Source organism: Nocardia terrae (assembly GCF_009760405.1).
Classification (GTDB): Bacteria; Actinomycetota; Actinomycetes; order Mycobacteriales; family Mycobacteriaceae; genus Nocardia; species Nocardia terrae.
On the sequence record NZ_WRPP01000010.1, the window covers coordinates 72,277 to 87,228 of the forward strand.

At 69.1% G+C, this 14,952-nt stretch carries 15 protein-coding genes; 6 read left to right on the forward strand and 9 right to left on the reverse strand.

Going from position 1 to position 14,952, the window contains the following annotated elements; translation table 11 throughout:
• Positions 1 to 40: 40 nt before the first annotated feature.
• Both cobN and GPX89_RS36105 read left to right on the forward strand, forming a co-directional pair.
• Entirely contained in the window at positions 41 to 3,844 is a 3,804-nt protein-coding gene (gene cobN, locus GPX89_RS36100; protein WP_328602691.1) for a cobaltochelatase subunit CobN, read from the forward strand.
• Between the two features lie 299 nt (positions 3,845 to 4,143).
• Positions 4,144 to 4,680, forward strand: a complete 537-nt coding sequence (locus GPX89_RS36105) for a hypothetical protein (RefSeq protein ID WP_198347760.1) — start codon at positions 4,144 to 4,146, stop codon at positions 4,678 to 4,680.
• A 75-nt stretch (positions 4,681 to 4,755) separates the two neighbouring features.
• Here the strand turns inward: GPX89_RS36105 and GPX89_RS36110 are convergent, their stop codons facing one another.
• The 3 genes from GPX89_RS36110 to GPX89_RS36120 all read right to left on the reverse strand — a co-directional run bounded on the left by GPX89_RS36110 (position 4,756) and on the right by GPX89_RS36120 (position 6,634).
• Positions 4,756 to 5,136, reverse strand: a complete 381-nt coding sequence (locus tag GPX89_RS36110) for a PPOX class F420-dependent oxidoreductase (RefSeq protein ID WP_328602692.1) — start codon at positions 5,134 to 5,136, stop codon at positions 4,756 to 4,758.
• A gap of 203 nt (positions 5,137 to 5,339) precedes the next feature.
• On the reverse strand, positions 5,340 to 5,666 hold the full coding sequence (locus GPX89_RS36115; RefSeq protein ID WP_157392239.1) for a hypothetical protein: 327 nt from the start codon (positions 5,664 to 5,666) through the stop codon (positions 5,340 to 5,342).
• On the reverse strand, positions 5,663 to 6,634 hold the full coding sequence (locus GPX89_RS36120) for an alpha/beta fold hydrolase (RefSeq protein ID WP_157392240.1): 972 nt from the start codon (positions 6,632 to 6,634) through the stop codon (positions 5,663 to 5,665). The genes GPX89_RS36115 and GPX89_RS36120 overlap by 4 nt, the downstream gene beginning before the upstream one ends.
• A 91-nt stretch (positions 6,635 to 6,725) precedes the next feature.
• On the opposite strand from GPX89_RS36120, the gene GPX89_RS36125 reads away from it, so the two are divergent.
• Positions 6,726 to 7,310, forward strand: a complete 585-nt coding sequence (locus GPX89_RS36125; RefSeq protein ID WP_198347761.1) for a TetR/AcrR family transcriptional regulator — start codon at positions 6,726 to 6,728, stop codon at positions 7,308 to 7,310.
• Between the two features lie 11 nt (positions 7,311 to 7,321).
• On the opposite strand, the gene GPX89_RS36130 is transcribed toward GPX89_RS36125, so the two are convergent.
• Entirely contained in the window at positions 7,322 to 7,984 is a 663-nt protein-coding gene (locus GPX89_RS36130; protein WP_157392242.1) for a TetR/AcrR family transcriptional regulator, read from the reverse strand.
• A gap of 126 nt (positions 7,985 to 8,110) precedes the next feature.
• Positions 8,111 to 9,586 carry an MFS transporter gene (locus GPX89_RS36135; RefSeq protein WP_157392243.1) on the reverse strand — a complete coding sequence of 492 codons (1,476 nt, stop codon included), beginning with the start codon at positions 9,584 to 9,586 and terminating at the stop codon, positions 8,111 to 8,113.
• Between the two features lie 152 nt (positions 9,587 to 9,738).
• On the opposite strand from GPX89_RS36135, the gene GPX89_RS36140 reads away from it, so the two are divergent.
• Positions 9,739 to 10,716 (forward strand): RNA polymerase subunit sigma-70, encoded by a 978-nt coding sequence (locus tag GPX89_RS36140; protein ID WP_157392244.1) that lies wholly within the window; start codon positions 9,739 to 9,741, stop codon positions 10,714 to 10,716.
• Positions 10,717 to 10,726: 10 nt separating this feature from the next.
• Here GPX89_RS36140 and map read toward each other — a convergent pair whose 3' ends face one another.
• Positions 10,727 to 11,494, reverse strand: coding sequence for a type I methionyl aminopeptidase (gene map / locus GPX89_RS36145; protein WP_157392245.1), 768 nt, complete (start codon positions 11,492 to 11,494; stop codon positions 10,727 to 10,729).
• A gap of 79 nt (positions 11,495 to 11,573) precedes the next feature.
• Between map and GPX89_RS36150 the strand changes: the two genes are divergently transcribed.
• Positions 11,574 to 11,840 carry a helix-turn-helix domain-containing protein gene (locus GPX89_RS36150; RefSeq protein WP_157392246.1) on the forward strand — a complete coding sequence of 89 codons (267 nt, stop codon included), beginning with the start codon at positions 11,574 to 11,576 and terminating at the stop codon, positions 11,838 to 11,840.
• Between the two features lie 6 nt (positions 11,841 to 11,846).
• Here the strand turns inward: GPX89_RS36150 and GPX89_RS36155 are convergent, their stop codons facing one another.
• Positions 11,847 to 12,818, reverse strand: a complete 972-nt coding sequence (locus GPX89_RS36155) for a S1C family serine protease (RefSeq protein WP_157392397.1) — start codon at positions 12,816 to 12,818, stop codon at positions 11,847 to 11,849.
• Positions 12,819 to 12,945: 127 nt separating this feature from the next.
• Entirely contained in the window at positions 12,946 to 13,542 is a 597-nt protein-coding gene (locus GPX89_RS36160) for a dihydrofolate reductase family protein (RefSeq protein ID WP_157392247.1), read from the reverse strand.
• Between the two features lie 87 nt (positions 13,543 to 13,629).
• Between GPX89_RS36160 and GPX89_RS36165 the strand changes: the two genes are divergently transcribed.
• The gene (locus GPX89_RS36165) at positions 13,630 to 14,346 is read left to right on the forward strand and encodes a GNAT family N-acetyltransferase (RefSeq protein ID WP_157392248.1); all 717 of its coding nucleotides are present in this window, start codon (positions 13,630 to 13,632) and stop codon (positions 14,344 to 14,346) included.
• Positions 14,347 to 14,368: 22 nt separating this feature from the next.
• Here the strand turns inward: GPX89_RS36165 and GPX89_RS36170 are convergent, their stop codons facing one another.
• Positions 14,369 to 14,929 carry a hypothetical protein gene (locus GPX89_RS36170; protein ID WP_157392249.1) on the reverse strand — a complete coding sequence of 187 codons (561 nt, stop codon included), beginning with the start codon at positions 14,927 to 14,929 and terminating at the stop codon, positions 14,369 to 14,371.
• Positions 14,930 to 14,952: the final 23 nt, after the last annotated feature.

Here is a 14,952-nt window from a genome sequence, read left to right on the forward strand (position 1 = left end):
CGAACCGTGCTGGGCGCGTCACCCTAGGAAGGCCGAACCTGTGATTCTGCTGCTGTCCACCTCCGACACCGATCTGCTGAGCGCGCGCGCCAGCGGGGCCGACTACCGGCTCGCCAATCCCGCGCGGCTGCTGCCGGAAGACCTGCCGGGTCTGCTCGACGGTGCCGAGCTGGTGATCGTGCGCATCCTGGGCGGCAGGCGCGCCTGGGAGAGCGGGTTGGAGACGGTGCGCGCGAGCGGGATTCCCATGGTGGCGCTCGGCGGTGAGATCGCGCCGGACGCCGAGCTCATGGAGTGCTCGACGGTGCCGGGCGGTGTGGCCGCGGACGCGCACAACTATCTGGCCGCGGGCGGGCCCCGGAACCTGCTGCAGCTGCACAACTTCCTCTCCGACACCGTGCTGCTCACCGGGCACGGCTTCGAGCCGCCGGTGGAGATGCCCAGCTGGGGTGAACTGGAACGGGATTCGCGCGAGCTCGGCGCGGACGCCCCGACCGTCGCCGTGGTGTACTACCGCGCCCAGCATCTGGCCGGCAACACCGGCTACATCGATGCGCTGTGCTCGGCCATCGAGGACAAGGGGGCGCGGGCGCTGCCGGTGTACTGCGCCTCGCTGCGTGCCGCCGAACCGGAACTGCTGGCCGAACTGCGCAAGGCCGACGCGCTGGTGGTCACCGTGCTGGCGGCCGGTGGCACCAAGCCCGCGACCGCCTCGGCGGGCGGCGACGACGAGGCCTGGGATGTGGGCGCGCTCGCGGACCTGGATGTGCCGATCCTGCAAGGGCTCTGCCTGACCAGCGGCCGCGAGCAGTGGGAGGCCAACGACGACGGCCTGTCGCCGCTGGATGTGGCGACGCAGGTGGCGGTGCCGGAATTCGACGGGCGCATCATCACGGTGCCGTTCTCGTTCAAGGAGTTCGACGCCGACGGGCTCTCGACCTATGTGCCCGACGCCGAGCGTGCGGCACGCGTGGCGGGCATCGCGGTGCGCTACGCGCGGCTGCGGCACATTCCGGCCGAGCGCAAGAAGATCGCGCTGGTGCTGTCGGCGTACCCGACCAAGCACGCGCGCATCGGCAATGCGGTCGGGCTGGACACCCCGGCCAGCGCGATCCGGTTGCTCACTGAGATGCGCTCGGCCGGTTACGATCTTGGCGCGGAGGGGGAAATCCCCGGCCTGGAACAGGGTGACGGCGACGCGCTGATCCACGCGCTCATCGCCGCGGGCGGTCAGGACCCGGACTGGCTGAGCGCGGAACAGTTGGAGGGCAACCCGATTCGTATCGGGGCCGACCTGTACACGCAGTGGTTCGAGACGCTGCCGGAGGACCTGCGCGAGGCGGTCGTCGAGGCGTGGGGCCCGCCCCCGGGCGAGCTGTACGTGGACCGCTCCGCCGACCCCAAGGGTGAAATCGTCATCGCCGCATTGCGTTTCGGCAATGTGGTGCTGATCGTGCAGCCGCCGCGCGGGTTCGGCGAGAATCCCGTCGCCATCTACCACGACCCGGATCTGCCGCCGAGTCACCACTATCTGGCCGCCTACCGCTGGCTGGCCGCGCCGGAGGGCTTCGCCGCCGACGCCGTGGTGCATCTGGGCAAGCACGGCAACCTGGAATGGCTGCCCGGCAAGACCCTCGGCATGTCGGCGTCGTGCGGCACCGATGCCGCGCTGGGCGATCTGCCGCTGATCTACCCGTTCCTGGTCAACGACCCGGGCGAGGGCACCCAGGCCAAACGCCGCGCCCACGCCACCCTGGTCGACCACCTGATCCCGCCGATGGCGCGCGCCGAAACCTACGGCGACATCTCGCGGCTCGAACAGCTGCTCGACGAGCACGCCAACATCTCGGCGTTGGACCCGGGCAAGCTGCCCGCCATCCGCCAGCAGATCTGGACGCTCATGCGGGCGGCCAAGATGGACCACGATCTCGGCCTGACCGAGCGGCCCGACGAGGAAGTCTTCGACGACATGCTGCTGCACGTCGACGGCTGGCTGTGCGAGATCAAGGACGTACAGATCCGCGACGGGCTGCACATTCTCGGCCAGGCCCCGGCGGGGGAGTCCGAGGTCGACCTGGTGCTGGCCATGCTACGCGCCCGGCAGCTGTGGGGCGGCGAGGTCAACGTGCCGGGCCTGCGGGAAGCACTGGGGCTCAGCGAAGCCGGGGACGAAGCGCGCGAGCGGGTGGACGCGTTCGAGAAGCTGGCGCGCGAACTGGTGTCGGCCATGCAGGAAGTCGACTGGGATGTCGACTCCATCGACGCGGTCACTGAGACGCTGTTGAACGGCGAACTGGCTGCAGCGGCCGGAATCGCCACTGCAACAGGGCTTTCGACCACGAGTGCCGCGCCCTTGGCCGATTCGGCGGTGCTCTCGGCCACCGCGACGGGGCCGTCGGTCGGGGCGGCGGAATCGTCGACCGCCAAGGCAGGGCCGTCGGCCGATTCGGTGGGGACGTCGTCTGAGGCGGCAAGGTCGTCGGGCGAGGTGGAAGGGCCTTTGACGCAGGTGCGTCGGGTGCTGGGGTTCGGGGCGACCGAGGTGGTGCCGCGGTTGCGGCAGACCGGGGTGGAGATCTCGCGAATCCTGCACGCGCTGAATGGTGGATTCATTCCGGCCGGGCCGAGTGGTTCGCCGCTGCGTGGTCTGATCAATGTGCTGCCGACCGGGCGGAATTTCTATTCGGTCGATCCCAAGGCGGTGCCGTCGCGGCTGGCGTGGGAAACCGGTCAGGCCATGGCGGATTCGCTGCTGGAGCGGTATCTGGCCGATCACGGCGAGTACCCGCGCTCGGTGGGCCTGTCGGTGTGGGGCACCTCGGCCATGCGGACCTCCGGAGACGATATCGCCGAGGTGTTCGCGCTGCTGGGCGTGCGGCCGGTGTGGGATGAGGCCAGCCGCCGCGTGACTCGGCTCGAGGCCATCTCGCTGGAGGAACTGGGCCGCCCGCGCATCGACGTCACGGTGCGCATCAGCGGGTTCTTCCGCGATGCCTTCCCGCACGTGCTCGCGCTGCTCGATGACGCGGTCCGGTTGGTCGCCGAGCTCGACGAGCCCGCCGAATCCAACTACGTGCGTGCCCATGCTCAGGCCGATCTGGCCGAGCACGGTGATGAACGACGCGCCACCACCAGGATTTTCGGCTCCAAGCCCGGCACCTACGGCGCGGGACTGCTGCAGCTGATCGATTCCAAGAGCTGGCGTACCGACGACGATCTGGCGCAGGTGTACACCGCCTGGGGCGGTTTCGCCTACGGCCGTGACCTCGACGGCGCGCCCGCCGCCGACGACATGCGCACCGCGTATCGGCGAATCGCGGTGGCGGCCAAGAACACCGACACCCGCGAGCACGATATCGCCGACTCCGACGACTACTTCCAGTACCACGGCGGCATGGTGGCCGCGGTGCGCGCGCTCACCGGCAAGAACCCCGAGGCCTACATCGGTGACAGCACTCGCCCCGACGCGGTGCGCACCCGCACCCTGTCGGAGGAGACCACCCGCGTGTTCCGGGCGCGCGTGGTGAACCCGCGCTGGCTCGAGGCGATGCGCCGGCACGGCTACAAGGGCGCGTTCGAAATGGCCGCCACGGTCGACTATCTGTTCGGCTACGACGCGACCACGAATGTGGTCGCGGACTGGATGTACGAAAAGCTCGCCGAGTCGTATGTTTTCGACGAGACCAACCGCAAGTTCATGGAGCAGTCGAATCCCTGGGCGCTGCACGGTATTGCGGAGCGTTTGCTGGAAGCGGCGGAGCGGAAACTCTGGGAACAGCCCGAACGCGAAACCCTGGACCGGCTGCGGCAGATCTACCTGGAAACCGAAGGCGAACTGGAATAAGCGAATTCCGGCCGCGCGCGGCGTGTCGGGGTGACTCGCAGGACAACGGCGGACAACCCCGGCACCTGGGTCTTCCCTGTGGGAGATCTTGAGAGGATTATGAGAATCGTCCCGGCGTCGTACTCGGGGAGACGTCGGGTCACCCAATGATGGTATTGGGGCTCATAATTCGATTGGGAATTCCCCGATTCGCCGCGTCCACGGGTACGCGCAATCGAGTTGCGGTCCAAGGCGTCTCTGTTCGGGATTCGCCAGCTTGGCCATGCGGTGAATCGGCTCTTCGATTGCAGGGAAACATCATGCGAATTGCCAGAATTGCCGCTACCGCTTTACTTTCCGTCGCTGCGTTGTGCGTCGCCACGGTGACCGCACACGGCGCACCCGTCACTGCGCCCGGCATCTCCGGCGCGGATCGGGGCGTCGACTATTCGGTCACGCTCGCGCCCGATCGCAGCGCGGTCACCACCACCCTCACCGCGGGTCATTTCGAGCTCGCCGGTACCGGGGTGAACGTGATCGCGCCGTCGGGGGAGATCATCGGTTCGCTACCGCTGGTCTATCCGACCGCGGACCGCGTCCTGTCCGTCATCCCCGAGGTCAGCGCGGCGGGAACCGAATTGACCGTACGGCCCGCCGACCCGGCCGATGTCGCCGCGCCGACCGCTGATGTCGTGGCACTGCAGAATGTGGCGAATGCCGGATCGATCGTGGCCGGAGCGCTCATCGGCTGCGTGGTCGGCGCCGTGATCGGGTTCTTCTTCTTCGTGGTCGGCGCCATTGCCGGTTGCATCGTCGGCGGGCTGCTCGGCGCGGTCATCGCCGGAGATCAACCCTGACCGGGAAGGGAATACGCACACCCGCCGCCGGACCGCTCCCCGTCGGTTCGGCGGCTGCGGCGTGCGCGAAAAGCGTTATGCCGGAGCGATTTCGATGCCGATGGTGCCGGTGTCGCCGCGGCGGATCTTGCTCAGCGTGATGCTGATCCAGCCCATGATGCCGTACCGGCGCTTGATCAGATCCCGCGTCCGCTCCGAGCCCGCGGGATCGAGGATCAGGGCCGAACCCTTCACCATCTCGCCATGGGTCTTGCCGCGGAAGTCGCACGGCTGCAGCGTGACTTCGGGATTGCGCCGGATGCGCTTGACCTTCCAGCTGTCGGTCACGGTCCAGACATAGAGCCGGCCGTCGTCGAGCACCGCCCACACGGGAGTCCCGACCGGCGTCCCATCCTTCTTGAAGGTGGTCAGCTGCACATAGTTCGCCTTGCCCAACGCCTCGAACGTATTCTCCACGCCCGCAGCATAATGGGCGCCGTCAGCTCCTGCCGTCCTCAACCCGTGCATCGCCGCAGTGAATGCGGAGGTATGCCTAACCGGTTCCCCGGCGCGACGCGGATCACGCGCCGCGCCAGGGGCGTGCGTCTGCGCCCGATCCGTGGCATGGCTTCCGACCTGATCGACGAGGAAGCGCAAGGGGCAGTTTCGGTTCCGGTCGATCAGTCGATCCCTTGTGCGGCCTTGAGGCGGTCGTCGAAGATTGCGATCGTTGTGTCCGTGAGCCGCCCAACGGGACCGGACAGCCATGGCCGGTAAGCGGTAGTGATGCGGTCGGTCCGAATCCAACCCTGAACCGGGTCTGCCTCGGCCAGCGGTACCGCGACAAGTCGATCCGGGTCGAATCGTTCGATGGGCGCGACCATTACCCAGTTCTCGCTGTCCGGCAGCAGATAACCGGGCGTAATGACGACCCGGTAGGGGGTACGTTCGTCGTTTTCGCGGGAGGGGCGTTCGCGATCGAAGGTGTAGACGTCGCCGTGGTTCACGCGGCGTGTCCGTGCCCGTTGTGGGCATCGGAGTCGGCTGCCTCGTCTAGCGCGAGAAGTTCTTCGGCGCGGGCCACGTCGTCGGCGGCGTCACGCTGCCGCGGGCGGTTCGCATCCTCCCACAAAGCGCCGATCTTGGCGGCACGCACGAAATAGGGGGAGACCTTCAATCCGTTGCGTGCCGCTGCAGCTTCGAAGAAGGCGAGATCGGCATCAGGAACCGTAATCGTCAACTTGGCCATATTCGACACCATACTCTTGGCCATCTCTATGGATGCGGCGAAATCGGCGACGAGCCCGGCGAACGCGTCGGCGTGGGTGAGCGGGAGATAGTGGCCCGCGCGCGGGACGACCAGTAGGCGGGCGTCGGCGGCGGCGCGCAGGAAGGCTTGCTCGCCGAGGCGGAAATGATCGTGACCGCCATTGACCAGGCGGACGGGTCCCGGATAGGCCGCGAGGGCGGCGAGCGGATCGAAGCCGGTCAGGGCGGCGAGTACATCGGGGATCGCTTCGGTGGCGATGCCGCCGCGCGCGATGTCGGCGGCGACGCGGGACGGGACAGCACGATCGAAGACGCGCTCGCTGAGTGCTTTTCCGCCGTCGGGTCGTGACGACAGGGCGCGGTGCATGAGTCGGAACGGCATCGAGAGCGTGCGGCCGGGCACCAGGGTCGAGCCCGCCACGACCAGTCCCGAAACCCGGCCGGGATGGGCGGCGGCGGTGGCGATCGAGACGAAACCGCCCAGGGAATGGCCCACGACCAGGGCGTTGCCGCCTTGTCGATCGATGCTCTCGGCGACCGCCTCGATCGCGCCCGGCAGGGTGAATCGTTCGCCGCGGCGGCGACCGTGGCCGGGCAGATCGATCGCCAGCACCGGGCGTCGCGGGGCGAGGCGGTCGATCACCTCCGCCCAGCAGGTGTGGCTCAGCCTGATGCCGTGGACCAGGACGATCGGAGTGTTCGTCATCGCTACCTCCAGAGAAAATGCAACGCAACGTTGCGTTGTGATCAAAGCAGGCATTCGAGTGCAACGCAACGTTGTGTTGTATTTTGGGGCGGTGACGACACCGGGACGACGATCGGCGGGCGGACCGCGGCAGGCGGGTGCGATCTACGGGGCGACCCTGGAATTGCTGGCCGCCAAGGGTTATGACGGACTGACCATGGAGGCGGTTGCCGAGCGGTCCGGGGTGAACAAGACGACGCTGTATCGCTGGTGGCCCGCCAAGGACGCGCTGCTGGCCGCCGCACTCACCGACTCCGACCTGCTGGCCTTCCCGGTGCCGGACACGGGCAGTCTGCGCGGTGATCTGCTCGCCTTGGCGCATGCCATCGCCGGATTGCTGACCGATGCGGCGACCGGGCCCGTCGCCACCGCGGTGCTGGCGGCCGCACCCGCGCGGCCGCAGCTGGCGGCGGTCGGAGCGTCCTTCTTCGCCGACCGGCTCTGTCGCGAGCAGCCGGTGTTCCAACGCGCGATGGATCGCGGCGAACTCGGTCGCGCATGCGACCCGGCGGCGATCATGGATCTGCTCGCCGGGGCCATCTGGTTCCGGCTGCTATTGCGCGGTCAGCCGCTGACGCCCGAATATCTCAGCGGCGCAGTGGATCTGGTGATCGACGGGCTGCCCGCGGCGGATTGAGCCGGGGCCTCTCACGCGGACTTCGCGGCGACCAGGCGCAGGGCCATGGCGGCGTAATCGGCGCCGATCTGGTCGGGGCTGCGGCGGTAGTCGGGGGAGTACCAGCGGGCGGTGTCGACGCACAACGACATCAGGGCCAGGGTGGTGGCGTGGGTGTCGGGGACGTCGAAGTCGCCGTCGGTGACGCCGTGCGCGACCAGGTCGCGCAGCAGGCGGTGGATGGCGATCTGGATGTCGATGACCTCGGCGCGGTGTTCGGGGGTGAGGTCGGTGAGGTGGTGCAGCACGACCTTGACCGAGGCGGCGTGCTCGGCGTGCCAGACCGTCAGGTCGCGCACGACGGCGGTCAGGTGTTCGGCGGCGGTGCCGGGGGCGGCGGCCGCGGCGGTGGCGACCTGCTGGGTCAGGCGCATGGACGACAGCGAAATGCGGTAGAGCACTTCCTCTTTGGAGCCGAAGTGGACGTAGAGCCCGGCGGGGCTGAGTCCGGCGCGCGCGGCGATGTCGCGGGTGGTGGTGGCGTGGAAGCCGCGCTCGGAAAAGGCGTCGATGGCGGCCAGGAAGATCCGGCGCTGGCCTTCGGGGAAGCGGCGTTGGGACAGCTCGAGGTGCGCCACCGTCGCGGTGTCGCGGGCGGCGGTCTCGGCGTTCGGCGTTACGTCGTCGTTACCCATCGAATGAGTATCTCCCAGTGAATGTTTCACCGGAGCACCGGCCGGGCCCGAGGGCGGCCCGGCCGGTGGGGCGGGCGCCGGACCCGCGATGACGGCGGCGGATCCGCCTCGCCCTGGTTCGGCGGCCTATTTACCGGCCGGGGTGAACGGTAAAGACGCCGCGACCTGGGCGATATCGGCGCGGCGGACCAGCAGCAATGCGATGGGTACCGCGCTCAGGCCGAGGAGTCCGCAGGCCCACAGGGCCTGATGGAACCCGCCGGTGAGGGCGTCCGCGGCGGGATGGCCACGGCCGAGCAGGGCCGTGGAGCGCGCGGTCGCCACGGTGGACGCGATGGCTATGCCGATCGCGCCGCCGAGTTGCTGGGAGGAGTCGATGAGGCCGGAGGCCACGCCCGCGTCACGCTCGGTCACCCCGGCCAGGGCTCCGATCGACACCGGGATGAACACCCAGGTGACGGTTCCGGTCAGGAGGAACGGGCCCGCCAGGTTCGCCCAGAAGCTGCCGTGCACCGGAACCTGTGTGGCCCAGAGGATTCCGGCTGCGGTGAGGGTCATTCCCGTCGCCATCACCAGCCTGGCCGACGCCCGGGTGACCAGGTACTGCGCCGGTCCGGCGAACACCACTCCCGTCAATCCGACTGTGAGCCAGGCCAACCCGGTCGTCATCGCGGAGTATCCGAGCACCTGCTGCATGTACAGGGTGCCGATGAAGATGTAGCCGTAGAACCCTGCCCCGAGGAGGAAGCCGACCGCGTTGGAACCGGCGAGGGTCCGCAGCCGGAACAATCGCAGAGGCAACAGCGGCGCCTCGACTCTGGACTCCACCACGACGAACGCGATCAGCAGGACCGCCGCGGCCGTGAGCAGCGCCAGCGTCCGGGTGGCCGTCCAGCCGAGCGTGGGCGCCTGCGAGATCGCGTAGACCGCGAGCACCAGCGCGGCGGTCACGGTGAGGGCGCCGAGCGGGTCGTAGCGGCGGTGCGCGACCGACCGGCGGCTCTCGGGAACCACGCGCCGGGTCAGCAGCAGCGCGGCTCCGCCGATCACCACGTTGAGATAGAAGATGTAGGGCCAGCCTGCATAGCGGGTGAGCGCGCCACCGGCCAGCACGCCGAAGGTGGCCCCGCTGGCGCCGACCGCGCCCCAGATGCCCAGTGCCCGATTGCGTTCGGCGCCCTCGGGGAACATGTTCATCACGATCGAGAGCGCGGCGGGCAGCACCGCGGCGGCCCCCAGGCCCTGCAGCCCGCGCATGAGAATCAGGAACGTGGCATCGGTGGCCAGCGCGCAGGCGAGCGAGGCCGCGGTGAACACCGCCAGCCCGGCCGTGAACATGCGCCGTCGCCCGAGCAGATCGGCGGTCCGGCCGCCGAGCAGCAGGAAGCCGCCGAAGGTGATCGCGTAGGCGGTCACAACCCATTGCAGGTCCGATTGGGCGAAGCGCAGTTTCGCGCCGATGGTCGGCAGCGCTACGTTCACGATCAGCAGATCCACCGCGGTCATGAAGTACGCGACGGTGAGCAGCGCGAACGCGCGCCATCGGCGGGCCGCGTCGGGTGTCGCGGTGCGGCTGTCGGTGCTGGGGTCCAGTGAGGTCATGGGTGCCTCCGGTCGTCACGGGTCGAAGTCCTCACCGGATGAAGCACCGCGGATCGCGCCGATTCGCCGCCGCGTGGCGATGAATCCGGGCCGGTGCCGGTGTTGCATTGTCAGGACCCGTTTTTCGGGTGGAGGAAAGGACAGGTCTCACCATGACCGAGGCGACCCTCGCGCTGGCCCGGGCCGGAGATGGTGCGGCGTTCCGCGCACTCGTCGAGCCCTATCGCCGTGAGCTGCAGGCGCACTGCTATCGGATCCTGGGGTCGGTGCAGGATGCCGAGGACGTACTCCAGGAGGTCATGTTGGCCGCATGGCGTTCGATCGGCCGGTTCGACGGCCGGTCACTGCGGGCGTGGCTCTACCGGATCGCCACCAACCGCTGCCTCAATTACCTGCGCGGCGAATCGCGCCGCCCGCAACCGGCCGACCTGCCCGGATACCGGACCGAGGCGGGGCGCTCCGAGGAGCCGTGGTGGCTCGAACCCTTCCCGGGCGGCCTCGACGAGCTGACGCCCGGTCCCGAATCCCGTTACGACGCACGGGAATCGATTGCCCTGTCGTTCGTGGCGGGCCTGCAGCATCTCTCACCCCAGCAGCGGGTGGTCCTGGTGCTGCGCGATGTGCTCGGCTTCCCGGCGGCCGAAACCGCGGAGATCCTCGGCATCACCCGGGCGGCGGTCAACAGCGCGCTCGTCCGGGCCCGGGACGCTCTGCCGCCCGACCGGAATCCGCACGAGGTGCCCCTGCCCAAGTCGCCCGCCGAGGTCGCCGTAGTCGACCGGTTCGTCAGCGCGTTCGAGCGCGGCGACCTGGAAGAACTGGTGACGCTGCTGACCGACGACGCCCGCCTGACGATGCCGCCGGAGCCCGACGAGCACCGCGGACCCGGACCGATCGCCCACTTCCTCGTGTACACCCATGTGGGCCTGGAGGTCAAGCTGCTTCCGGCTCGCGCCAATGGTCAGCCCGCCCTGGTGCTGTATCTGCCCGATCCCCACGCGCCGATCTGGCGGGCCAACGGGCTCATCGTGCTGTCCTTGCGGGGAGAGCGGATTCAGTCGATGACGCGGTTCGGGGATCAGAGCGTTCTCGCCCGGTTCGGATATCCCCGCACGCTGCCGCGGGGATGACCGGATGCTCTCACCCCACGCGGGTGAGGACCTGCGGGCCGGATTCGGTGATGGCGATGGTGTGTTCGGAGTGGGCGGTGCGGGAGCCGTCGGCCGAACGCAGGGTCCAGCCGTCCGGATCGGTGACGATGCGGTCGGTGGTGCGGGCGAACCAGGGTTCGATGGCCAGGGTCAGCCCCGGGCGCAGCCGGAACCCGCGCCCGGCCCGGCCGTTGTTGGGGACGTGCGGGTCCTCGTGCATGGTGCGGCCCAGGCCGTGACCGCCGTACTCGGTATTGATCGGGTAGCCGCCGGAGTGCGCGACCGCGGCGATGGCGGCCGAGAGATCGCCGATCGAGTTGCCCGGCACGGCCACCGCGATCGCGGCGTCGAGGGCGTCCTCGGTGGCGCGGATCAGGCGCACGTCCTCCGGATCGGGCGTGCCGACGATGGTGGTGACGGCCGAGTCGGCGACCCAGCCGTCGATGCTGACCGCCAGATCCATGCTGAGCACGTCGCCGTCGCGCAGGGTGTAGTCGAACGGAAGCCCGTGCAGCACCGCGTCGTTGACCGACAGGCAGATGGTGTTGCGGAAGGGCCCGCGCCCGAACGAGGGGGAGTAGTCCCAGTAGCACGAGACCGCGCCGCGCTCTCGGATGCGTTCGCGCACAACGGCTTCCAGTTCGAGCAGGTTCACCCCGATCTGTGCCTTCGCGCGCAGTTCACCCAGTACCTCGGCCACGAAGGCCCCGGTGACCCGCATGCGTTCGATCTCGGCCGGGCTCTTGAGCTCCACCATGACAACCTCCCAGAGTCGGTATTTTAATACCGACCATAGCGGCTTGCGGTATTTAAATACCAACCGTAGGGTGGCGGTCATGGTCCGACTGCCCCTCACGCCCGCCCAGCTCGAGGCCGGTCGCCGCCTGGGCGCGGCCCTGCGTGCCGCCCGCGCGGACCGCGAGCTGATGGAAGTGGCCGCGAGCGCGGGCATTTCGCCCGAGACGCTGCGCAAGATCGAATCGGGTCGGCTGCCGACCCCGGCCTTCGGGACCGTGGTGGCGCTCAGCCGCGCCCTGGACATCCCCCTCGACGAGCTGGCCGATATCTGGCAGCCGAGCCTCGAACAGCGCTCGGCGTCCTGATCCGGCTCAATCCACGGTCAGCTCGACCGGCACCGCGATGACATCCACCATCGCGCCGTTGCGCAGCACGGTCACCGGCAGTGAGCGGCCGATGGCGTCGGCGAACAACTGTCGTTGAATGCCTTGCGCGTCACGGATTTCCGTGCGCGCGATGCTGAGCACCAGATCCCCGCGGCGCAGTCCGGCGCGTTCGGCCGGGCCGCCGCGCACCACTTCGACGATGCGCAGCCCGGCGTCCTGCCCGGTCCGCGCGGCGACCGCGGTGGGCAGCGGCGCGGGCACCCCGACCACGCCCAGGTAGGCGCGCCGCACCCGGCGCTCGAGGAGCAGGGTGCTGATGATGCGGCGGGTGGTGGCATTGATCGGAATCGCCAGTCCCAGGCCGATTCCGGCGACGGCGGTATTGACCCCGACCACACGCCCGGCCGAATCCGCGAGTGCCCCACCGGAATTGCCGGGATTGAGGGCGGCGTCGGTCTGGATGACGTCCTCGATCACGCGGGCGGTGCGGCGGTTGCCCACCGGCACCGAACGGCCCAGGGCGCTGACCACCCCGGCCGTCACCGACCCGGCCAGCCCGAGCGGGCTGCCGACCGCGACCACCAGCTGGCCGACCACGAGCCGGTCGGCGTCGCCGAGCTGCACCGCGCGCGGCGCGCCGGCCCGGGCGCGCAGCACCGCCAGATCCGAGAGCGGATCCACGCCCACCACATCGAATTTCGATTCCAGCCCGTCGGCGAACACCACCTGACCGTTGCTCGCCTCGCCCACCACGTGGGCATTGGTGAGCAGGAACCCGTCGTCGGTGAACACCACCGCCGAGCCGCCGCCGCGGCGGGTCTGCACGCTGGCCACGTGCGGGGTCACCGATTTGGCGACCGCGATCACGGTGCGCGAATAGGCATCCAGCGCCGCGGCGTCGGGTTCTCCGAAGCCGGGCTGGGCCACCGGCTCGGGGGAGTTCGCGTTCTCGTCCATCGACGAGAGGGCAGCTTCGTCGTCCACGACGACCACCATCCCGATTACATGATTACGTTGCTATGACACCAGGATGCGCGCGAAACGGGGTTCGCGACAACCGGTTCGCCGACAGCGCAACCCCGGGTCAGCGCACGCGGTACTTCAGATGGGTGACGCGCGTGCCCGCCACGATCTCCGGATCCTCGAGCAGCACCGGCGCATCGGCGAGCTCGCCCAGCAGCGGGACGCCGCCACCGAGCAGTACCGGCACGATATCGACCCAGATCTCCTCGATCAGGCCCTGATCCAGGCATTGGCGGGCGACATCGCCGCCGCTGACGCCGACCATCTTCTCGCCCGCGATACCGCGCGCGACATCCACGGCCTCCTTCACACCGCCGGTGACGAAGGTGAACGGGGCCTCGGGATGCTCGGCGATCCACTGCTCGGGCACGGTGTGGGTGACCACCACGATCGGCTTGTCGGCCGGATGCACGCCGCCCCAGCCGTCGGTCAGGGTGAACAGCCGCTTGCCGACGATGTAGACACCGACCCCGTCGAGCCAGGCCTGCAGGTAGGCGGCATCGGAGGGGGTCAGGTTGAACGGGATCTCGGGGTGGGTGCTGGCGATCGGGACATCGCCGCTCTGGTACCAGGCGAACAGGTGCTCGAATCCGGTTTCGCCGGGTCCGGCGATGAAGCCGTCGAGGGACATGCTCGCGCCGGTGACTACCTTGCTCATTGCCGTACTCCTTCATGAGTGGAACGAAGCGGCCGTGATTGCCGTCTCTGCGATGAAGTCGGAGCCGATGTCGGCAAATCATCGTTCATGCCCGAAGAAGTTTTCGGGAAACCATGGCGGGGAACGGATTCACGCCCGAAACCCGCCGACCCGGGCATGATGGAGGCGAGTTCGCGGCACGGTGAGGGCACGGCGATGGTCGATATCGAGATCCGGGACCTGGGGCGGGGACGGCGGCGCGAGGCGGCCGCGGTGCTCGGGCGCGGCATGCGTGACAACCCGATCAATGTGGCGGCCTTCGAAGCGGATCCCGCACGCCGGGAACGGGTGCTGACCCGGTTCTTCCGGGCGGCGGTGTACGGGCTGTCCGGGCGCGGGACCGTCGGCGGGGCGTTACGCGAGGGCCGCGTCGTGGGCGTGTGCGGTATGGCTCCGCCCGGCCGCTGTCATCCGACTCCGGAGGAGAAGACGCTCATCCTGCCCACCGTGTTGCTGGGCACTCCGTTCGGCACGACCGGGCGGGTGGTGCGGTGGAGCAACGAATGGGCGCAACGCGATCCGGGCGAACCTCATTGGCACCTCGGTCCGGTCGCCGTGGACCCGGCACTGCAGGGCCTGGGCATCGGCACCCTCATGCTCACGGATTTCTGCGCCCGCGTCGACGATCGGCGCGAGGTCGCCTACCTCGAAACCGACAAGCCCGAGAACGTGAGGTTCTACCGGCGCTTCGGATTCGAGGTCGTCGAGGAGGCCGACGTGCTCGCGGTACCGAACTGGTTCATGCGCCGACCGCGCGCCGTCTGACCCGAAACGCCTCGGCGGCACGCTATTTCGAGAAGATCGCCTGAGCCTGGACGACGTATCGCTCGCGGACGCGGTCGACGGTCTCGCGGTCGGTTCGGCACAGTTCGCCGAAGGTGGACTCGGCTCGCTCGACCAGCTCGGCGTCCGGCATCGACAGTCCCTCGAGCGCGGCGCAGTACCAGCTGTCGATGCGGGAGGAGTAGTCACGGATCGCCGCACCCACCTGCCGGACCGCAGTGGACAGCGGCGGCGGCCCGGCCAACTCGGCCGCACCCTTCAATTCCCGAAGCTCCGTCCACGCCTTCGTGTACTCGACCTGCGCGTCCTCCAACTCCTGTGCGCTGGCGAACATCCCCCGATCGAGCACCGATCGCGCGTCCCGCGCCGCCTCACAGAACCGATCGACGCCTTTGACGAACTCCAGATGCGCCGCATACCGCCGATCCTGGACAGCCTCCCGCCGCGCCTTCACCGCCTGCCGATGCTGCGACCGCAGGTTCACCCAGGTCCCGGCGAACGACGCCGCACCCCCCACGAGCGCCCCGGCCACCCCCACCAACCCGGTGACCACTTCACTGCCCATCCCCACATCATCCGCTGGATCCG